This is a genomic window from Klebsiella sp. Sb-30 (genome assembly GCF_057652795.1).
This window is the reverse complement of sequence record NZ_CM172749.1, coordinates 5,088,799-5,106,824: the sequence shown is the minus strand read 5'-3', so window position 1 is coordinate 5,106,824 and position 18,026 is coordinate 5,088,799. Positions and strand designations below refer to the sequence as shown.

Annotated in this window: 14 protein-coding genes, 1 tRNA gene, 3 rRNA genes and 1 riboswitch; of the genes, 10 read left to right on the top strand and 8 right to left on the bottom strand. The window is 55.7% G+C overall.

Annotated elements, in window-relative coordinates; genetic code table 11:
- The 5 genes from thiS to AC236I_RS23830 form a co-directional block, all read right to left on the bottom strand.
- Positions 1-201, bottom strand: coding sequence for a sulfur carrier protein ThiS (gene thiS / locus AC236I_RS23850; RefSeq protein ID WP_004118436.1), 201 nt, complete (start codon positions 199-201; stop codon positions 1-3).
- The gene (locus AC236I_RS23845) at positions 185-940 is read right to left on the bottom strand and encodes a HesA/MoeB/ThiF family protein (protein WP_044346568.1); all 756 of its coding nucleotides are present in this window, start codon (positions 938-940) and stop codon (positions 185-187) included. The genes thiS and AC236I_RS23845 overlap by 17 nt, the downstream gene beginning before the upstream one ends.
- Complete coding sequence (gene thiE / locus AC236I_RS23840; RefSeq protein WP_487608657.1) at positions 933-1,568, bottom strand: thiamine phosphate synthase; 636 nt, start codon at positions 1,566-1,568, stop codon at positions 933-935. Before thiE ends, AC236I_RS23845 begins: the two co-directional genes overlap by 8 nt.
- Positions 1,568-3,463 (bottom strand): phosphomethylpyrimidine synthase ThiC, encoded by a 1,896-nt coding sequence (thiC, locus tag AC236I_RS23835; protein ID WP_004118441.1) that lies wholly within the window; start codon positions 3,461-3,463, stop codon positions 1,568-1,570. Before thiC ends, thiE begins: the two co-directional genes overlap by 1 nt.
- A gap of 85 nt (positions 3,464-3,548) precedes the next feature.
- Positions 3,549-3,662, bottom strand: a riboswitch (TPP riboswitch).
- 53 nt (positions 3,663-3,715) lie between these two features.
- A complete protein-coding gene (locus tag AC236I_RS23830) occupies positions 3,716-4,213 on the bottom strand; it encodes an Rsd/AlgQ family anti-sigma factor (RefSeq protein ID WP_004118442.1) in 498 nt (165 codons plus the stop codon).
- 93 nt (positions 4,214-4,306) lie between these two features.
- On the opposite strand from AC236I_RS23830, the gene nudC reads away from it, so the two are divergent.
- The 6 genes from nudC (at position 4,307) to AC236I_RS23800 (ending at position 8,662) form a co-directional block, all read left to right on the top strand.
- On the top strand, positions 4,307-5,080 hold the full coding sequence (gene nudC / locus AC236I_RS23825) for an NAD(+) diphosphatase (RefSeq protein WP_004118443.1): 774 nt from the start codon (positions 4,307-4,309) through the stop codon (positions 5,078-5,080).
- Between the two features lie 39 nt (positions 5,081-5,119).
- Entirely contained in the window at positions 5,120-6,184 is a 1,065-nt protein-coding gene (gene hemE, locus AC236I_RS23820; RefSeq protein WP_004118444.1) for a uroporphyrinogen decarboxylase, read from the top strand.
- A gap of 9 nt (positions 6,185-6,193) precedes the next feature.
- Positions 6,194-6,865: a deoxyribonuclease V gene (gene nfi / locus AC236I_RS23815; RefSeq protein WP_183114452.1), complete on the top strand. Its 672-nt coding sequence runs from the start codon at positions 6,194-6,196 to the stop codon at positions 6,863-6,865.
- Positions 6,866-6,907: 42 nt separating this feature from the next.
- Positions 6,908-7,498, top strand: a complete 591-nt coding sequence (locus AC236I_RS23810; RefSeq protein ID WP_004118446.1) for a YjaG family protein — start codon at positions 6,908-6,910, stop codon at positions 7,496-7,498.
- Between the two features lie 186 nt (positions 7,499-7,684).
- Complete coding sequence (gene hupA / locus AC236I_RS23805; RefSeq protein ID WP_004097675.1) at positions 7,685-7,957, top strand: nucleoid-associated protein HU-alpha; 273 nt, start codon at positions 7,685-7,687, stop codon at positions 7,955-7,957.
- 12 nt (positions 7,958-7,969) lie between these two features.
- Entirely contained in the window at positions 7,970-8,662 is a 693-nt protein-coding gene (locus AC236I_RS23800) for a DUF1481 domain-containing protein (RefSeq protein WP_015585384.1), read from the top strand.
- A gap of 189 nt (positions 8,663-8,851) precedes the next feature.
- Here the strand turns inward: AC236I_RS23800 and purD are convergent, their stop codons facing one another.
- Both purD and purH read right to left on the bottom strand, forming a co-directional pair.
- Complete coding sequence (gene purD / locus AC236I_RS23795; RefSeq protein ID WP_015585383.1) at positions 8,852-10,141, bottom strand: phosphoribosylamine--glycine ligase; 1,290 nt, start codon at positions 10,139-10,141, stop codon at positions 8,852-8,854.
- 15 nt (positions 10,142-10,156) lie between these two features.
- Positions 10,157-11,746 carry a bifunctional phosphoribosylaminoimidazolecarboxamide formyltransferase/IMP cyclohydrolase gene (gene purH, locus AC236I_RS23790; protein ID WP_015585382.1) on the bottom strand — a complete coding sequence of 530 codons (1,590 nt, stop codon included), beginning with the start codon at positions 11,744-11,746 and terminating at the stop codon, positions 10,157-10,159.
- A 614-nt stretch (positions 11,747-12,360) separates the two neighbouring features.
- Between purH and AC236I_RS23785 the strand changes: the two genes are divergently transcribed.
- The 4 genes from AC236I_RS23785 (at position 12,361) to rrf (ending at position 17,396) form a co-directional block, all read left to right on the top strand.
- Positions 12,361-13,900: ribosomal RNA gene (locus tag AC236I_RS23785) — 16S ribosomal RNA — on the top strand.
- An 85-nt stretch (positions 13,901-13,985) separates the two neighbouring features.
- Positions 13,986-14,061 (top strand) — tRNA-Glu (locus tag AC236I_RS23780).
- A gap of 219 nt (positions 14,062-14,280) precedes the next feature.
- Positions 14,281-17,187 (top strand): 23S ribosomal RNA (locus AC236I_RS23775).
- 93 nt (positions 17,188-17,280) lie between these two features.
- A 5S ribosomal RNA gene (gene rrf / locus AC236I_RS23770) occupies positions 17,281-17,396 on the top strand.
- Together the 16S, 23S and 5S rRNA genes with 1 tRNA gene alongside form the textbook arrangement of a ribosomal RNA operon.
- Positions 17,397-17,548: 152 nt before the next feature.
- Here rrf and AC236I_RS23765 read toward each other — a convergent pair.
- Entirely contained in the window at positions 17,549-17,992 is a 444-nt protein-coding gene (locus AC236I_RS23765; protein ID WP_048024718.1) for an acetyltransferase, read from the bottom strand.
- Positions 17,993-18,026 lie beyond the last annotated feature (34 nt).

Here is an 18,026-nt window from a genome sequence, read left to right as displayed (position 1 = left end):
TCAGCCTCCGGCGATAACCTGAAAAAGCAGGATTTGGTCGCCTTCCTGCAGAAGATGGTGTTCCCACCGCTCGCGCGGCAGGATGTGTTGATTGAGCGCCAGCGCGACGCCCGGCTGATGCTGTTCCAGCTGAGTGAGCAGGGCGGCGACGGATGTCGCTTCGGCGCACTGCAACGGTTCATCGTTAAACCACACCTGCATGCTGCCCTCCACATACTGGACAACCCTGAGCCCGCTGTAATGCAAGTGCGCGCCAGCTGCTGGTGCGGGCATCGAACAACCGCAAAGTATTACGCGGCGTTGCCATGCCGCTGAGCAGCTTGATAGCCTCCAGCGCCTGCAGGGTACCCATCATGCCGACTACCGGGCCGATAATGCCCGCCGTACGACAGTTGCGTTCGGGTTCGTTAGCATCCGGCCACAGGCAGCGATAGCAGCCCTGTTCCCACGGCGGCGTCAGTACCATCAGCTGGCCTCCCAGCCCGACGGCGCTGGCGGTAATCAACGGTGTTGCAAGGGCGACGCAGGCGGCATTGATCGCCTGGCGGGTCACCATATTATCGGTGCAATCCAGTACCACATCGGCCTTCGCCACTTCATCCAGCAGGGCCTTTCCGCCTAACCGCTGCTTCAGCGCAATCAGTCCAATTTGCGGGTTGAGACGAGCGAGCCTTGCTCTGGCGGCCGTGGTTTTGGGTTGCGCGATATCATCGCTGGTGAACAGAATTTGCCGCTGTAGGTTGCTGACGTGCACGTCGTCGTCATCGGCCAGCACCAGCGTGCCGACACCGGCCCCGGCCAGGTACAGCGCAGCAGGCGAGCCCAGCCCGCCGAGACCGACGATCAATACCCGGCTGGCCAGCAGCTTTTGCTGCCCTTCGATGGCGATATCCTCCAGCAGCAGCTGGCGGCTATAGCGCATAAAATCATTGTCATTCATCACCGGCTCCCGCGATCGTCAGCAGTTGCGCGGTAGCCTGCTGCCAGTCCGCCGCCTGGGTGATTGCGCTGACCACGGCAATGCTGCCAACGCCGGTACCCAGTACCGCCGGCGCGCGTTCGAGGCTGATGCCGCCAATCGCCACCGCCGGATAATCTTCCAGACGCTGGATATGGCGGGCAAGCTGTTCCAGCCCCTGAGGGGCGGAAGGCATCTGTTTGGTTTGCGTAGGAAAAACGTGGCCCAGGGCGATATAGGAGGGGCGTGCCGCCAGCGCAACGTCGATCTCCATATCGTCATGGGTCGAGACCCCAAGACGCAGGCCGGCGTTGCGGATCGCGCTCAGGTCCGTCGTTTCCAGGTCCTCCTGGCCCAGATGCACGCCGTAGGCCTGATGCTTAATGGCCAGCTGCCAGTAGTCGTTGATAAACAGCCGGGCATGATATTGACGACCGAGCGCGATAGCGGCGATCACATCGTCCTCAACGTCGCTGTCGCGCTTATCTTTGATGCGCAGCTGAAGGGTACGCACGCCGGCTTTCAGCAGGCGCTCAATCCATACCACGCTATCAACAACCGGATAGAGGCCTAAACGGAACGGGACGGACGGAAAATCGGGTTGATACATCAGGCTTGCTCCTTACGTAAATAGATTTCGCCGCCGCGAGCGCGGAAGTTCTGCGACATATCGGCCATTCCGCTTTCGATATCCTGGCGGGCGGCGTAGTCGCGCACTTCCTGGCTGATTTTCATTGAACAGAATTTGGGTCCGCACATGGAGCAGAAGTGGGCGACTTTTCCCGACTCCTGCGGCAGGGTTTCATCGTGCCAGGCGCGGGCGGTGAACGGGTCGAGGGCGAGGTTGAACTGATCCTCCCAGCGGAACTCAAAACGCGCTTTGGACATGGCGTTATCGCGGATCTGCGCCCCGGGATGGCCTTTGGCGAGGTCGGCGGCGTGGGCGGCGATTTTGTAGGTAATCAGCCCCTGCTTCACGTCCTCTTTATTCGGCAGCCCGAGGTGCTCTTTCGGCGTGACGTAGCAGAGCATCGCGCAGCCAAACCAGCCGATCATCGCGGCGCCGATACCGGAGGTGAAGTGATCGTAGCCGGGAGCGATATCGGTGGTTAACGGCCCGAGGGTATAGAACGGCGCTTCGTGACAGTGCTCCAGCTCTTCGGTCATGTTGCGGCGGATCATCTGCATCGGCACGTGACCCGGGCCTTCAATCATCACCTGCACGTCGTACTCCCAGGCGATTTTCGTCAGCTCGCCTAAGGTTCGCAGCTCGGCAAACTGCGCTTCATCGTTGGCGTCCTGGATCGAACCCGGGCGCAGACCGTCGCCGAGCGAAAGCGAAACGTCATAGGCGGCGCAGATTTCACAAATTTCGCGGAAGTGCTGATAGAGGAAGTTTTCCTGATGGTGCGACAGGCACCATTTCGCCATGATCGAACCGCCGCGGGAGACAATACCGGTGAGGCGTCTGGCGGTCAGCGGCACGTAGCGCAGCAGGACGCCGGCGTGGATGGTGAAGTAGTCAACGCCTTGCTCCGCCTGCTCCAGCAGGGTGTCGCGAAAGGCTTCCCAGCTCAGGTCTTCGGCAATGCCGTTGACCTTTTCCAGCGCCTGATAGATCGGCACCGTACCGATAGGCACCGGACTGTTGCGCAGGATCCACTCGCGGGTTTCGTGGATATAGCGGCCGGTGGAGAGATCCATCACCGTATCCGCTCCCCAGCGGGTTGACCACACCAGCTTTTCGACCTCCTCCTCAATGGACGAGGTGACGGCGGAGTTGCCGATATTGGCGTTAACTTTGACCAGAAAGTTACGGCCGATGATCATCGGCTCCGACTCGGGATGGTTAATATTGGCGGGAATAATGGCGCGCCCGGCAGCCACTTCGTCGCGGACAAACTCCGGCGTGATGTTGTCCGGCAGATGGGCGCCGAACCCTTCTCCCGGGTGCTGGTGGCGCAGCACTTCGCTACGAATGCGCTCGCGGCCCATATTTTCGCGGAGGGCGATAAACTCCATCTCCGGCGTGACGAGGCCCCGGCGGGCGTAGTGGAGCTGAGTCACGCGGCGGCCGGCTCTGGCCCGCTTTGGCGTCAGCAGGCGGCTGAAGCGCAGCCCGTCAAGGCCGTCATCAGCCAGGCGTTGCTGGGAGTAAGCGGAGCTGCGATGGCTCAGCGGTTCGCTATCGTTACGCGCGTCAATCCACGGCTGGCGCAGCTTTGCCAGACCCTGGTGGACATCGATCGGGATATTGGGGTCGCCGTAGGGACCGGAGGTATCGTACACCGGGATCGCTTCGTTATCTTCATAGCGCGGATTTTCTTTGCCGCCGCCGATAAGCGTGGGGCTAAGCTGGATTTCACGCATCGGGACGCGAATATCATCCTGCGAACCCTGAATGTAGATACGCTGCGAGTTGGGGAAGGCCGAGCCTTCAAGCGTGTCGATAAAACGCTGAGCGCGTTCGCGCTGCTGTCGGCGGGTCAGTTTTTCTGTAGACATAGCTCATTCCAGATGAAAAGGAGATGGCTTGTCAGACGACGGATGGAGTAACAGATGCGTTTAGTCCCTGAGGGACGGCCGCTCTTTGCAGTTTACTCTTGTTCCCTTCGCAGGTATTAGCCTGATCAGGTTCCGCGGATCCCGAATTAACGGTCTCAGCCTTTTCCAGTGTGGAAAATAGGCACTCCGACAAGATAACGCTCCCTCCGCAGAGGGAGAATGTCTGTAAATTACTCGTTAACGGTTCACAACTCAAGCAGTCGGCGCGATATTGTCGCTGACGTTGTCCCGCAGGTTGTACGAAATGGCGAGGGCGATCAGCTTATCTTCCAGCGCAAAGCGGGCTTCCAGCGCTTCGCCGATATCGGACAACGCCTGCTGGAACTCAAGATAATTATCATGATCGATAGCATTTTCGAGGCAGGAGTCGTAGTAATCCATAATTTGCTGGGTATTGGCTTCCAGCTGCGGATAGAGTCTGGTGGCCGCCAAAAGTGGCGTATCACCTTCCATTTCGCCAAGAATACGTTCATAAATACTAAAATGGCCGGAGGAGAGGTAATCCACCAGGCTTTGGCAAAAGCTATCCAGCGCCTTTTCGTTAAGCCGCATAAAGGATTCTTTTCCTGGTTTCAGGCCAACCAGCTTGTAGTAAGCGACGAGCAAATGCTTACGTACATGCAGCCAGCGATCGACCAGTTCATTACTGCCTCCAACACGTTCCGTTAGGTTTTCCAGCTGGTTTAACATGGTTGACTCCGCAAGATTAAGAAAATAACGTTGCTCACCAAAATGTAAATATAATGTTAAAAGTGCCAGTAAAACGAAGGTAGTGCAATAGATATGGATCGTATTATTGAAAAATTAGATCGCGGCTGGTGGATCGTCAGTCACGAACAAAAATTATGGTTACCCGACGGGGAATTACCACATGGCGAAGCGGTAAATTTCAATCTTGTCGGCCAGCACGCACTGCATATTGGCGAATGGCAAGGCGACGCGGTGTGGATGGTGCGCCAGGATCGTCGGCATGATATGGGATCGTTGCGTCAGTTATTGGATCAGGATCCGGGGCTGTTTCAACTGGCGGGACGCGGGATCCAGCTGGCCGAATTTTACCGCTCGCATAAATTCTGCGGCTACTGCGGGCATCCTATGCATCCCAGCAAAACCGAATGGGCGATGCTATGCAGCCACTGCCGCGAACGTTATTACCCGCAAATTGCGCCCTGCATGATCGTGGCGATTCGCCGGGACGATTCTATCTTGCTGGCACAGCATACCCGCCATCGCAATGGCGTACATACGGTGCTGGCCGGGTTTGTCGAAGTGGGAGAGACGCTGGAGCAGGCGGTTGCCCGCGAGGTGATGGAAGAGTGCGGTCTGAAGGTGAAAAATCTGCGCTACGTGACCTCCCAGCCGTGGCCGTTCCCGCAGTCGCTGATGACCGCATTTATGGCGGAATATGACAGCGGCGAGATTGTGATCGACAAGAAAGAGCTGCTGCAGGCTGGCTGGTATCGCTATGACGATTTACCGCTGCTGCCGCCGCCGGGTACCGTAGCGCGCCGCCTGATAGAAGACACCGTGGCAATGTGTCGGGCCGACGAGGAATGACGTGATACAATAACGGCCTGACGCTTAAGGAACTGCAAAATGACCGAACTGAAGAACGATCGTTATCTGCGTGCGCTGCTGCGCCAACCCGTTGATGTGACCCCGGTGTGGATGATGCGCCAGGCGGGCCGCTATTTACCGGAGTACAAAGCCACTCGTGCCCAGGCGGGCGACTTTATGTCGCTGTGTAAAAACGCCGAGCTGGCCTGCGAAGTCACATTGCAGCCGCTGCGCCGCTATGCGCTGGATGCGGCGATCCTCTTCTCGGACATTTTGACCATCCCTGACGCAATGGGGCTGGGGCTCTATTTCGAAACCGGCGAAGGCCCACGTTTCACCTCGACGATTACCTGCAAAGCCGATGTCGACAAACTGCCGGTGCCCGATCCGGAAGATGAGCTCGGTTACGTGATGAACGCCGTGCGGACGATTCGCCGCGAACTAAAAGGCGAGGTTCCGCTGATTGGTTTCTCCGGTAGCCCGTGGACGCTGGCGACCTATATGGTTGAAGGGGGCAGTAGCAAGGCCTTCACTGTGATCAAGAAAATGATGTATGCCGACCCGCAGGCGCTGCATGCGCTGCTCGAAAAGCTGGCCAAAAGCGTCACGCTGTACCTGAACGCGCAAATCAAAGCGGGCGCCCAGTCGGTGATGATTTTTGATACCTGGGGTGGCGTGCTGACCGGCCGCGATTATCAGCAGTTCTCGCTCTATTACATGCACAAAATCGTTGATGGCCTGCTGCGTGAAAACGAAGGCCGCCGCGTACCGGTGACCTTATTCACCAAAGGCGGCGGACAGTGGCTGGAAGCGATGGCCGAAACCGGCTGTGATGCGCTGGGCCTCGACTGGACCACCGATATCGCCGATGCGCGCCGCCGCGTCGGTCACAAAGTGGCGCTGCAGGGCAATATGGACCCTTCCATGCTCTATGCGCCTGCGGGCCGTATTGAAGAAGAAGTCGCGACCATACTGGCCGGCTTTGGTCAGGGAGAGGGCCATGTCTTCAACCTCGGTCATGGCATCCATCAGGATGTGAATCCTGAACACGCCGGCGTATTTGTGGAAGCGGTGCACCGGCTGTCGGCGCAATATCATCGCTAAGGAGCGAATATGGATCTGGCGTCGCTACGCGAACGGCAGCAGGAGCTGGCCGCGTCGGTCATTCGTGAGGATCGACTGGATCGGGATCCTCCCCGGCTGATCGGCGGTGCGGACGTTGGCTTCGAGCAAGAAGGTGAAGTGACGCGGGCGGCTATTGTGCTGCTCGCTTATCCATCTCTGGAACTGGTTGAGTATCAGGTGGCGCGCGTTGCCACCACCATGCCGTATATCCCCGGTTTTCTCTCCTTTCGTGAAACGCCCGCGCTGCTGGCGGCATGGCAGCAGCTCGCACAAAAACCAGATCTGCTCTTTGTCGATGGCCACGGGATTTCTCATCCCCGGCGTCTGGGCGTCGCCAGCCATTTTGGCCTGCTGGTGGATGTTCCGACCATTGGCGTGGCAAAAAAGCGCCTGTGCGGTCAGTTTATGCTGCCCGGCGATGAGCCGGGAGCGCTGGCGCTGCTGATGGATAAAAACGAGCAGCTGGCGTGGGTCTGGCGCAGCAAAGCGCGTTGCAACCCGCTGTTTGTCAGCACCGGTCACCGGGTGGCTCTCGATAGTGCGTTGACATGGGTTCAGCGCTGCATCAAGGGCTACCGCCTGCCGGAGCCTACGCGCTGGGCCGATGCGGTTGCCTCGCGGCGTCCGGCATTTGTGCGTTGGCAAGCAAATCATCGCTGATTCAGGTACACTGCGGCTAATTTCTGACTTCGAGAATTCATCATGTTACAAAACCCGATTCATCTGCGCCTGGAGAAGCTGGAAAGCTGGCAGCACGTCACCTTTATGGCCTGTTTGTGCGAGCGCATGTACCCCAATTACGCGATGTTCTGCCAGCAAACCGGATTTGCCGACGGCCAGCTGTATCGTCGTATCCTCGATCTGATTTGGGAAACTCTGACCGTCAAAGATGCGAAGGTGAATTTCGATAGCCAGCTGGAAAAACTGGAAGAGGCGATTCCGGTGGCCGACGACTATGATCTGTACGGCGTGTACCCGGCTATCGATGCCTGCGTTGCTCTGAGTGAACTGATTCATTCGCGTCTGAGCGGAGAAACGCTTGAGCACGCCATTGAGGTGAGCAAGAGTTCGATTACGACCGTCGCGATGCTGGAAATGACCCAGGCAGGTCGTGAAATGACCGATGAAGAGCTCAAAGAGAACCCGGCGGTTGAGCAAGAATGGGATATTCAGTGGGAAATTTTCCGCCTGCTGGCCGACTGTGAAGAACGCGATATTGAACTGATCAAAGGGCTGCGTGCAGACCTTCGTGAAGCCGGTGAGAGCAATATCGGTATAAATTTTCAGCAGTGAGACCAGAAAACGTGATTTACCGCCTGAATTGTAGCGTCTGAAGGCTTCCATTCCGCCCCCCGTCTGGTCTACATTTGGAGGGCGAAAAAAAGTGGCTATCGGTGCGTGTATGCAGGAGAGTGCTTTTCAGGCATTTCCGTCGCACTCGGTGCTTAGCAAGCGATAAACACATTGTAAGGATAACTTATGAACAAGACTCAACTGATTGATGTAATTGCGGACAAAGCTGACCTGTCCAAAGCACAGGCAAAAGCTGCCCTGGAATCTACCCTGGCTGCAATTACTGAGTCTCTGAAAGAAGGTGATGCTGTTCAACTGGTTGGTTTCGGTACCTTCAAAGTGAACCACCGCGCTGAGCGTACTGGCCGCAACCCGCAGACCGGTAACGAAATCAAAATTGCCGCTGCTAACGTGCCGGCGTTTGTTTCTGGTAAAGCACTGAAAGACGCAGTTAAGTAAGACCGCGTGGCAGTGTACAGTTTTAACGAAGGGGCCTTAAAGCCCCTTTTGTCTATCTGGCGTCGCGCATTGATGCTGGCAGGCGTCGTGCTGATCTCTGCCTGTAGCCATGATTCTTCTGTCCCACCTTTTACCGCCAGCGGGTATGCGGACAACCAGGGCGCGATGCGTATCTGGCGTCTGGACTCCAACGGCGAAGTGCATCTGCTTGCGGCCTTCAGCCCGTGGCGTCACGGCAACACTTCAACCAGCGAATACCGCTGGCAGGGCGACCGGCTCACGCTTATCGAACTCAACGTCTACGGCAAACCGACGGAACACATTCGCGCCCGTTTTGATGATCAGGGCGAACTGAGCTTTATGCAGCGCGAAGTGGACGGACAAAAACAGCAGCTTTCCAGCGATCAGGTGGCGCTTTACCGCTACCGGGCAACGCAGATTCGCCGGACCAGCGACGCATTGCGACAAGGGCGCGTTGTTCTGCGTCAGGGGCGCTGGCATGCCAACCAGACGGTGACGACCTGTGAAGGGCAAACCGTGAAGCCGGATCTGGATGCGCGGGCCTTAGCCCATATTGAACGCCGCCAGAATCACTCCTCCGTTGAGGTGAGCGTGGCGTGGCTGGAAGCCTCAGACGGCGCTCAGCTTTTGCTGGTGGCCAACGAAGACTTCTGTACCTGGCAGCCGCAGGAAAAAACCTTCTGACCTCCTGTCAGAGACGCTTTGCGCTATCGGCGCGGTTACCATTCCCTCTGTCCTCCTCCACCATACGCTTCTCTGAGGCGGGTAGCCGCACATCCTCCGTGACAGGTTGGCGGGCTGACGATAAAAAACGGGCGACTCCAGAATGAAGCCGCCCGTCAATGAGGCCTGTTATGAGGTTACGCTCAGACGCTAGCGTTGCTCGCGGGCAATAGCGCGCCAGCCGATATCGCTACGGCTGAAGCTTCCTTCCCAATGAATACCGGTCAGGAGTTCGTAGGCACGCTGCTGCGCCTGGGCTACGGTGTCGCCCAATGCCGTCACGCACAGTACGCGGCCGCCGTTAGTCACCACGCGCTGATCGTCGGCAAGCTTCGTCCCGGCATGGAAGACCTTGCCATCCACCGCTTCTTCCTGCGGCAGGCCGAAGATTTCGTCACCGGTGGCGTAGTTGCCCGGATAGCCGCCTGCGGCAACCACCACGCCAAGCGAGGCGCGATCGTCCCACTCGGAGGTTTTCTCATCCAGCTTACCGTCACAGGCGGCGAGGCACAGCTCCACCATATCGGATTTCATACGCAGCATAATGGGCTGCGTTTCCGGATCGCCGAAACGGCAGTTGAACTCGATGACTTTTGGATTGCCCTGTTTGTCGATCATCAGACCGGCGTACAGGAAACCGGTATAGGTATTGCCTTCCGCCGCCATGCCTTTGACCGTTGGCCAAATGATGCGATCCATCGTGCGCTGATGCACCTCATCCGTGACCACCGGGGCGGGTGAGTAGGCGCCCATACCGCCGGTATTCGGACCGGTATCGCCATTGCCTACGCGTTTGTGGTCCTGGCTGGTGGCCATCGGCAGGACGTGCTCGCCGTCGACCATGACGATAAAGCTGGCTTCTTCACCATCGAGGAACTCTTCGATCACGATCCGATGACCCGCGTCGCCAAATGCGTTGCCGGCCAGCATATCCTGAACCGCCTCTTCCGCTTCTTGTAGCGTCATCGCGACAATCACGCCTTTACCGGCCGCCAGACCGTCCGCCTTGATAACAATCGGGGCGCCTTTTTCGCGCAGATAGGCCAGTGCCGGTTCGACTTCGGTGAAGTTCTGATATTCCGCGGTCGGAATGTTATGCCGCGCGAGGAAATCTTTGGTAAAGGCTTTTGAGCCTTCCAGCTGGGCGGCGCCTTCGGTCGGGCCGAAGATTTTCAGGCCCGCAGCGCGGAACGCATCGACAATGCCAATCACCAGCGGCGCTTCCGGGCCGACGATGGTCAGATCGATCTTTTCGCGCTGTGCAAAGTCCAGCAGCGCCGGAATATCGGTCACGCCGATATTCACGTTTTGCAGCGCAGGCTCCAGGGCGGTGCCGGCGTTACCCGGCGCCACGTAGACGGTGTCGACCAGCGGAGACTGTGCCGCCTTCCATCCCAGCGCGTGCTCGCGGCCGCCGTTGCCAATCACTAATACTTTCATGTTCTGCTCCGTGAATTAATGGCGGAAGTGACGCATGTCGGTGAAGATCATCGCAATGCCGTGTTCGTCAGCTGCGGCAATGACTTCATCATCACGGATAGAGCCGCCAGGCTGGATAACACAGGTAATGCCCACTGCAGCAGCAGCGTCGATACCGTCACGGAACGGGAAGAATGCGTCAGAAGCCATTGCCGAGCCTTTCACTTCCAGACCTTCATCGCCCGCTTTGATACCGGCAATTTTCGCCGAGTAAACGCGGCTCATCTGGCCTGCACCTATCCCGATGGTCATGTTCTCTTTTGCATAGACAATCGCGTTGGATTTCACGAACTTCGCCACTTTCCAGCAGAACAGCGCGTCGCGCAGTTCCTGCTCGGTAGGCTGGCGTTTCGTCACGACGCGCAGATCGCTCTCGGTGACCATGCCCAGGTCGCGATCCTGAACCAGCAGGCCGCCGTTAACGCGTTTGAAATCGAGACCCGGGACGCGTGCCGCCCACTCGCCGCAGGTCAGAACGCGGACGTTCTGCTTGGCCGCCGTCACCTTCAGGGCCTCTTCGCTGGCGGATGGGGCAATGATCACTTCAACAAACTGGCGAGAAATGATGGCCTGTGCGGTTTCCGCATCCAGTTCACGGTTGAAGGCGATAATGCCGCCGAATGCGGAGGTCGGGTCGGTTTTGTAGGCGCGATCGTAAGCATCCAGAATTGAAGTGCTGACTGCGACGCCGCACGGGTTGGCGTGTTTGACAATCACGCAGGCCGGTTCGCTGAACTCTTTCACGCACTCCAGCGCCGCATCGGTATCGGCGATGTTGTTATAAGAAAGGGCTTTGCCTTGAACCTGAGTGGCGGTCGCAACCGACGCCTCTTTAATGTCTTCTTCTATATAGAAGGCAGCCTGCTGATGGCTGTTCTCGCCGTAGCGCATATCCTGCTTCTTAATGAAGTTCAGGTTCAGCGTACGCGGGAAGCGGCCGGAGGCTTCCTGAGTCTCACCATGATAGGCCGGAACCATGCTGCCGAAGTAGTTGGCAATCATGCTGTCGTAGGCAGCGGTGTGCTCGAAAGCTTTAATGGCGAGATCGAAGCGGGTTTCCAGAGTCAGGGAACCGTCGTTAGCATCCATCTCTTTAATAATGGCGTGGTAGTCATGGCTCTTCACGACGATAGCCACGTCTTTATGGTTCTTGGCCGCGGAGCGCACCATGGTCGGGCCGCCGATATCGATATTTTCTACCGCATCTTCCAGCGAACACCCTTCGCGGGCGACGGTCTGGGCAAACGGATAAAGGTTAACAACAACCATATCGATAGGAGAGATCGCGTGCTGGGCCATGATCTCATCATCCTGGCCGCGACGGCCGAGAATACCGCCGTGTACTTTTGGATGCAGGGTCTTAACGCGTCCATCCATCATTTCCGGGAAACCGGTGTAGTCAGAGACTTCGGTTACCGGCAGACCTTTCTCAGCCAGCAGGCGTGCGGTACCACCCGTAGACAGTAGCTCAACACCACGAGCGGAAAGAGCCTGCGCGAATTCGACGATACCGGCCTTGTCAGAAACACTGAGCAGAGCGCGGCGGACTGGACGACGTTGTTGCATGGTATTAAATCCCCAGGATTTGAACATTACAGAGAGCGTTAGGTGAGTTTTTGTCGAAAAACTCACCTAACGCACCCAACCGGGCATCCTTGTCATAGCGCGGCATTGTAACGAAAACGTTTGCGCAACGCTCGCGAATTTTTATCTTTCTCTTTTTTGCCGCTCTCTTCTCTATATAGAAGGGGCTTTTGACGGACTTTATCAGGTAAGAAGGGGCGCGATCTGTGGATAATTCTGTGTGTAACAGGGTATAAAGCGGGGTTTTGCTGGGGAATGCAGCAGTCAGTCATTTTTCTGCAATTTTTCTATTGCGGGCGCTCGAGAACTCCCTATAATGCGCCTCCATCGACACGGAACAACGGCAAACAAGCCGCCGGGTTGAAAGAGAAAACTTCTGAAAAACGAGGTTGACTCTGAAAGAGGAAAGCGTAATATACGCCACCTCGCGACAGAGCGCTCAGCGCCGTCGCACTGCTCTTTAACAATTTATCAGACAATCTGTGTGGGCACTCAAAGTGACATGGATTCTTAACGTCCTCGGACGAAAAATGAATACCAAGTCTCTGAGTGAACACGTAATTCATTACGAAGTTTAATTCACGAGCATCAAACTTAAATTGAAGAGTTTGATCATGGCTCAGATTGAACGCTGGCGGCAGGCCTAACACATGCAAGTCGAGCGGTAGCACAGAGAGCTTGCTCTCGGGTGACGAGCGGCGGACGGGTGAGTAATGTCTGGGAAACTGCCTGATGGAGGGGGATAACTACTGGAAACGGTAGCTAATACCGCATAACGTCGCAAGACCAAAGTGGGGGACCTTCGGGCCTCATGCCATCAGATGTGCCCAGATGGGATTAGCTAGTAGGTGGGGTAATGGCTCACCTAGGCGACGATCCCTAGCTGGTCTGAGAGGATGACCAGCCACACTGGAACTGAGACACGGTCCAGACTCCTACGGGAGGCAGCAGTGGGGAATATTGCACAATGGGCGCAAGCCTGATGCAGCCATGCCGCGTGTATGAAGAAGGCCTTCGGGTTGTAAAGTACTTTCAGCGAGGAGGAAGGCATTAAGGTTAATAACCTTAGTGATTGACGTTACTCGCAGAAGAAGCACCGGCTAACTCCGTGCCAGCAGCCGCGGTAATACGGAGGGTGCAAGCGTTAATCGGAATTACTGGGCGTAAAGCGCACGCAGGCGGTCTGTTAAGTCAGATGTGAAATCCCCGGGCTCAACCTGGGAACTGCATTTGAAACTGGCAGGCTTGAGTCTTGTAGAGGGGGGTAGAATTCCAGGTGTAGCGGTGAAATGCGTAGAGATCTGGAGGAATACCGGTGGCGAAGGCGGCCCCCTGGACAAAGACTGACGCTCAGGTGCGAAAGCGTGGGGAGCAAACAGGATTAGATACCCTGGTAGTCCACGCTGTAAACGATGTCGACTTGGAGGTTGTTCCCTTGAGGAGTGGCTTCCGGAGCTAACGCGTTAAGTCGACCGCCTGGGGAGTACGGCCGCAAGGTTAAAACTCAAATGAATTGACGGGGGCCCGCACAAGCGGTGGAGCATGTGGTTTAATTCGATGCAACGCGAAGAACCTTACCTACTCTTGACATCCAGAGAACTTAGCAGAGATGCTTTGGTGCCTTCGGGAACTCTGAGACAGGTGCTGCATGGCTGTCGTCAGCTCGTGTTGTGAAATGTTGGGTTAAGTCCCGCAACGAGCGCAACCCTTATCCTTTGTTGCCAGCGATTCGGTCGGGAACTCAAAGGAGACTGCCAGTGATAAACTGGAGGAAGGTGGGGATGACGTCAAGTCATCATGGCCCTTACGAGTAGGGCTACACACGTGCTACAATGGCATATACAAAGAGAAGCGACCTCGCGAGAGCAAGCGGACCTCATAAAGTATGTCGTAGTCCGGATTGGAGTCTGCAACTCGACTCCATGAAGTCGGAATCGCTAGTAATCGTAGATCAGAATGCTACGGTGAATACGTTCCCGGGCCTTGTACACACCGCCCGTCACACCATGGGAGTGGGTTGCAAAAGAAGTAGGTAGCTTAACCTTCGGGAGGGCGCTTACCACTTTGTGATTCATGACTGGGGTGAAGTCGTAACAAGGTAACCGTAGGGGAACCTGCGGTTGGATCACCTCCTTACCTGAAAGAACCTGCCTTTGTAGTGCTCACACAGATTGTCTGATGAAAAGTAAATAGCAAGGCGTCTTGCGATTGAGACTTCAGTGTCCCCTTCGTCTAGAGGCCCAGGACACCGCCCTTTCACGGCGGTAACAGGGGTTCGAATCCCCTAGGGGACGCCACTTGCTGGTTCGTGAGTGAAAGTCGCCGACCTCCATATCTCAAAACTGATTCTCAGGAATCACGTTTGAGATATTTGCTCTTTAAAAATCTGGATCAAGCTGAAAATTGAAACGACACACTGTTTCCTTTCTCCGTAATAAGAGAGGAAAAAGCGGTGTGTTCGAGTCTCTCAAATTTTCGCAACGCGGACTGTTTTACGAAACAGTTTCGGGTTGTGAGGTTAAGCGACTAAGCGTACACGGTGGATGCCCTGGCAGTCAGAGGCGATGAAGGACGTGCTAATCTGCGATAAGCGTCGGTAAGGTGATATGAACCGTTATAACCGGCGATTTCCGAATGGGGAAACCCAGTGTGATTCGTCACACTATCGTTAAGTGAATACATAGCTTAACGAAGCGAACCGGGGGAACTGAAACATCTAAGTACCCCGAGGAAAAGAAATCAACCGAGATTCCCCCAGTAGCGGCGAGCGAACGGGGAGGAGCCCAGAGTCTGAATCAGCGCGTGTGTTAGTGGAACGGTCTGGAAAGTCCGGCGGTACAGGGTGATAGCCCCGTACACTAAAATGCACACGTTGTGAACTCGAAGAGTAGGGCGGGACACGTGGTATCCTGTCTGAATATGGGGGGACCATCCTCCAAGGCTAAATACTCCTGACTGACCGATAGTGAACCAGTACCGTGAGGGAAAGGCGAAAAGAACCCCGGCGAGGGGAGTGAAAAAGAACCTGAAACCGTGTACGTACAAGCAGTGGGAGCCTACTTGTTAGGTGACTGCGTACCTTTTGTATAATGGGTCAGCGACTTATATTCTGTAGCAAGGTTAACCGTATAGGGGAGCCGCAGGGAAACCGAGTCTTAACTGGGCGTTAAGTTGCAGGGTATAGACCCGAAACCCGGTGATCTAGCCATGGGCAGGTTGAAGGTTGGGTAACACTAACTGGAGGACCGAACCGACTAATGTTGAAAAATTAGCGGATGACTTGTGGCTGGGGGTGAAAGGCCAATCAAACCGGGAGATAGCTGGTTCTCCCCGAAAGCTATTTAGGTAGCGCCTCGTGAACTCATCTTCGGGGGTAGAGCACTGTTTCGGCTAGGGGGTCATCCCGACTTACCAACCCGATGCAAACTACGAATACCGAAGAATGTTATCACGGGAGACACACGGCGGGTGCTAACGTCCGTCGTGAAGAGGGAAACAACCCAGACCGCCAGCTAAGGTCCCAAAGTCATGGTTAAGTGGGAAACGATGTGGGAAGGCACAGACAGCCAGGATGTTGGCTTAGAAGCAGCCATCATTTAAAGAAAGCGTAATAGCTCACTGGTCGAGTCGGCCTGCGCGGAAGATGTAACGGGGCTAAACCATGCACCGAAGCTGCGGCAGCGACACTATGTGTTGTTGGGTAGGGGAGCGTTCTGTAAGCCGTTGAAGGTGGCCTGTGAGGGTTGCTGGAGGTATCAGAAGTGCGAATGCTGACATAAGTAACGATAAAGCGGGTGAAAAGCCCGCTCGCCGGAAGACCAAGGGTTCCTGTCCAACGTTAATCGGGGCAGGGTGAGTCGACCCCTAAGGCGAGGCCGAAAGGCGTAGTCGATGGGAAACAGGTTAATATTCCTGTACTCGGTGTTACTGCGAAGGGGGGACGGAGAAGGCTATGTTAGCCGGGCGACGGTTGTCCCGGTTTAAGCATGTAGGCGGAACGATTAGGTAAATCCGGTCGTTTATTCAACGCTGAGGTGTGACGACGAGGCACTACGGTGCTGAAGTAACAAATGCCCTGCTTCCAGGAAAAGCCTCTAAGCATCAGGTAACAACGAATCGTACCCCAAACCGACACAGGTGGTCAGGTAGAGAATACCAAGGCGCTTGAGAGAACTCGGGTGAAGGAACTAGGCAAAATGGTGCCGTAACTTCGGGAGAAGGCACGCTGATGGTAAGTGAAGTGACTTGCTCATGGAGCTGAAATCAGTCGAAGATACCAGCTGGCTGCAACTGTTTATTAAAAACACAGCACTGTGCAAACACGAAAGTGGACGTATACGGTGTGACGCCTGCCCGGTGCCGGAAGGTTAATTGATGGGGTTATCCGTAAGGAGAAGCTCTTGATCGAAGCCCCGGTAAACGGCGGCCGTAACTATAACGGTCCTAAGGTAGCGAAATTCCTTGTCGGGTAAGTTCCGACCTGCACGAATGGCGTAATGATGGCCAGGCTGTCTCCACCCGAGACTCAGTGAAATTGAACTCGCTGTGAAGATGCAGTGTACCCGCGGCAAGACGGAAAGACCCCGTGAACCTTTACTATAGCTTGACACTGAACATTGAGCCTTGATGTGTAGGATAGGTGGGAGGCTTTGAAGTGTGGACGCCAGTCTGCATGGAGCCAACCTTGAAATACCACCCTTTAATGTTTGATGTTCTAACGTAGACCCCTAATCGGGGTTGCGGACAGTGTCTGGTGGGTAGTTTGACTGGGGCGGTCTCCTCCCAAAGAGTAACGGAGGAGCACGAAGGTTAGCTAATCCTGGTCGGACATCAGGAGGTTAGTGCAATGGCATAAGCTAGCTTGACTGCGAGCGTGACGGCGCGAGCAGGTGCGAAAGCAGGTCATAGTGATCCGGTGGTTCTGAATGGAAGGGCCATCGCTCAACGGATAAAAGGTACTCCGGGGATAACAGGCTGATACCGCCCAAGAGTTCATATCGACGGCGGTGTTTGGCACCTCGATGTCGGCTCATCACATCCTGGGGCTGAAGTAGGTCCCAAGGGTATGGCTGTTCGCCATTTAAAGTGGTACGCGAGCTGGGTTTAGAACGTCGTGAGACAGTTCGGTCCCTATCTGCCGTGGGCGCTGGAGAATTGAGGGGGGCTGCTCCTAGTACGAGAGGACCGGAGTGGACGCATCACTGGTGTTCGGGTTGTCATGCCAATGGCATTGCCCGGTAGCTAAATGCGGAAAAGATAAGTGCTGAAAGCATCTAAGCACGAAACTTGCCCCGAGATGAGTTCTCCCTGACCCTTTAAGGGTCCTGAAGGAACGTTGAAGACGACGACGTTGATAGGTCGGGTGTGTAAGCGTAGCGATACGTTGAGCTAACCGATACTAATGAACCGTGAGGCTTAACCTTACAACGCCGAAGCTGTTTTGGCGAAGAGACGAATGTTCAGCTTGATTACAGATTAAATCATCACGCAGGAATGCGGGGTGAAAACAGAATTTGCCTGGCGGCGATAGCGCGGTGGTCCCACCTGACCCCATGCCGAACTCAGAAGTGAAACGCCGTAGCGCCGATGGTAGTGTGGGGTCTCCCCATGTGAGAGTAGGGAACTGCCAGGCATCAAATAGAACAAAAGGCTCAGTCGGAAGACTGGGCCTTTTGTTTTATCTGCTATTTGCCGGGAAACGCTCACCGGGGCAGGATGTCCGCCATAAACGGCCAGGCATCAAATCAGTCAGAAGCCCGTCCTCACGGACGGGCTTTTTGCGTTTTAACGCGCGTCATAACGCAAATGAAGCAGCGGATAGGGTCGGCCATGGTCGTCATGATCGGATCGCCCGCTAACCACAAACCCCATATTCGCGTAAAATCCTACCGCCTGCGCGTTCTGCTCATTCACGTCGGTTGTGAGTCGGGGGATCAATCCCAGAGCATACATGACTAACTGGCGACCCACGCCCATACCGCGAAAGTCAGGGTCAACAAAAAGCGCTTCCAGATGCTGTTCGGACAGCAGCATCAATGCGCAGGGCCTGTCCTCATGCGTGACCGCAACCCATAGCGGCGCCTGAGGAAAAAATGCGCACACCTGCCGCTCAATTTCCCTTCGGTCCTGCGCTGAAAGAAAGTGATGCGTTGCATCAACGGAACGGCGCCAGATTTCAATCAGTTGTTCGCTCTCATCGCTGCGCGAACGTCGAATCACTATATTCATGATATTTCCTTGCGATTAACCGCTGTATTCTATC

Coding starts and splice junctions, on each gene's coding strand:
- thiS (WP_004118436.1), bottom strand. CDS start 201: ATGCAGGTGTGGTTTAACGATGAACCGTTGCAGTGCGCCGAAGCGACA.
- AC236I_RS23845 (WP_044346568.1), bottom strand. CDS start 940: ATGAATGACAATGATTTTATGCGCTATAGCCGCCAGCTGCTGCTGGAG.
- thiE (WP_487608657.1), bottom strand. CDS start 1,568: ATGTATCAACCCGATTTTCCGTCCGTCCCGTTCCGTTTAGGCCTCTAT.
- thiC (WP_004118441.1), bottom strand. CDS start 3,463: ATGTCTACAGAAAAACTGACCCGCCGACAGCAGCGCGAACGCGCTCAG.
- AC236I_RS23830 (WP_004118442.1), bottom strand. CDS start 4,213: ATGTTAAACCAGCTGGAAAACCTAACGGAACGTGTTGGAGGCAGTAAT.
- nudC (WP_004118443.1), top strand. CDS start 4,307: ATGGATCGTATTATTGAAAAATTAGATCGCGGCTGGTGGATCGTCAGT.
- hemE (WP_004118444.1), top strand. CDS start 5,120: ATGACCGAACTGAAGAACGATCGTTATCTGCGTGCGCTGCTGCGCCAA.
- nfi (WP_183114452.1), top strand. CDS start 6,194: ATGGATCTGGCGTCGCTACGCGAACGGCAGCAGGAGCTGGCCGCGTCG.
- AC236I_RS23810 (WP_004118446.1), top strand. CDS start 6,908: ATGTTACAAAACCCGATTCATCTGCGCCTGGAGAAGCTGGAAAGCTGG.
- hupA (WP_004097675.1), top strand. CDS start 7,685: ATGAACAAGACTCAACTGATTGATGTAATTGCGGACAAAGCTGACCTG.
- purD (WP_015585383.1), bottom strand. CDS start 10,141: ATGAAAGTATTAGTGATTGGCAACGGCGGCCGCGAGCACGCGCTGGGA.
- purH (WP_015585382.1), bottom strand. CDS start 11,746: ATGCAACAACGTCGTCCAGTCCGCCGCGCTCTGCTCAGTGTTTCTGAC.
- AC236I_RS23765 (WP_048024718.1), bottom strand. CDS start 17,992: ATGAATATAGTGATTCGACGTTCGCGCAGCGATGAGAGCGAACAACTG.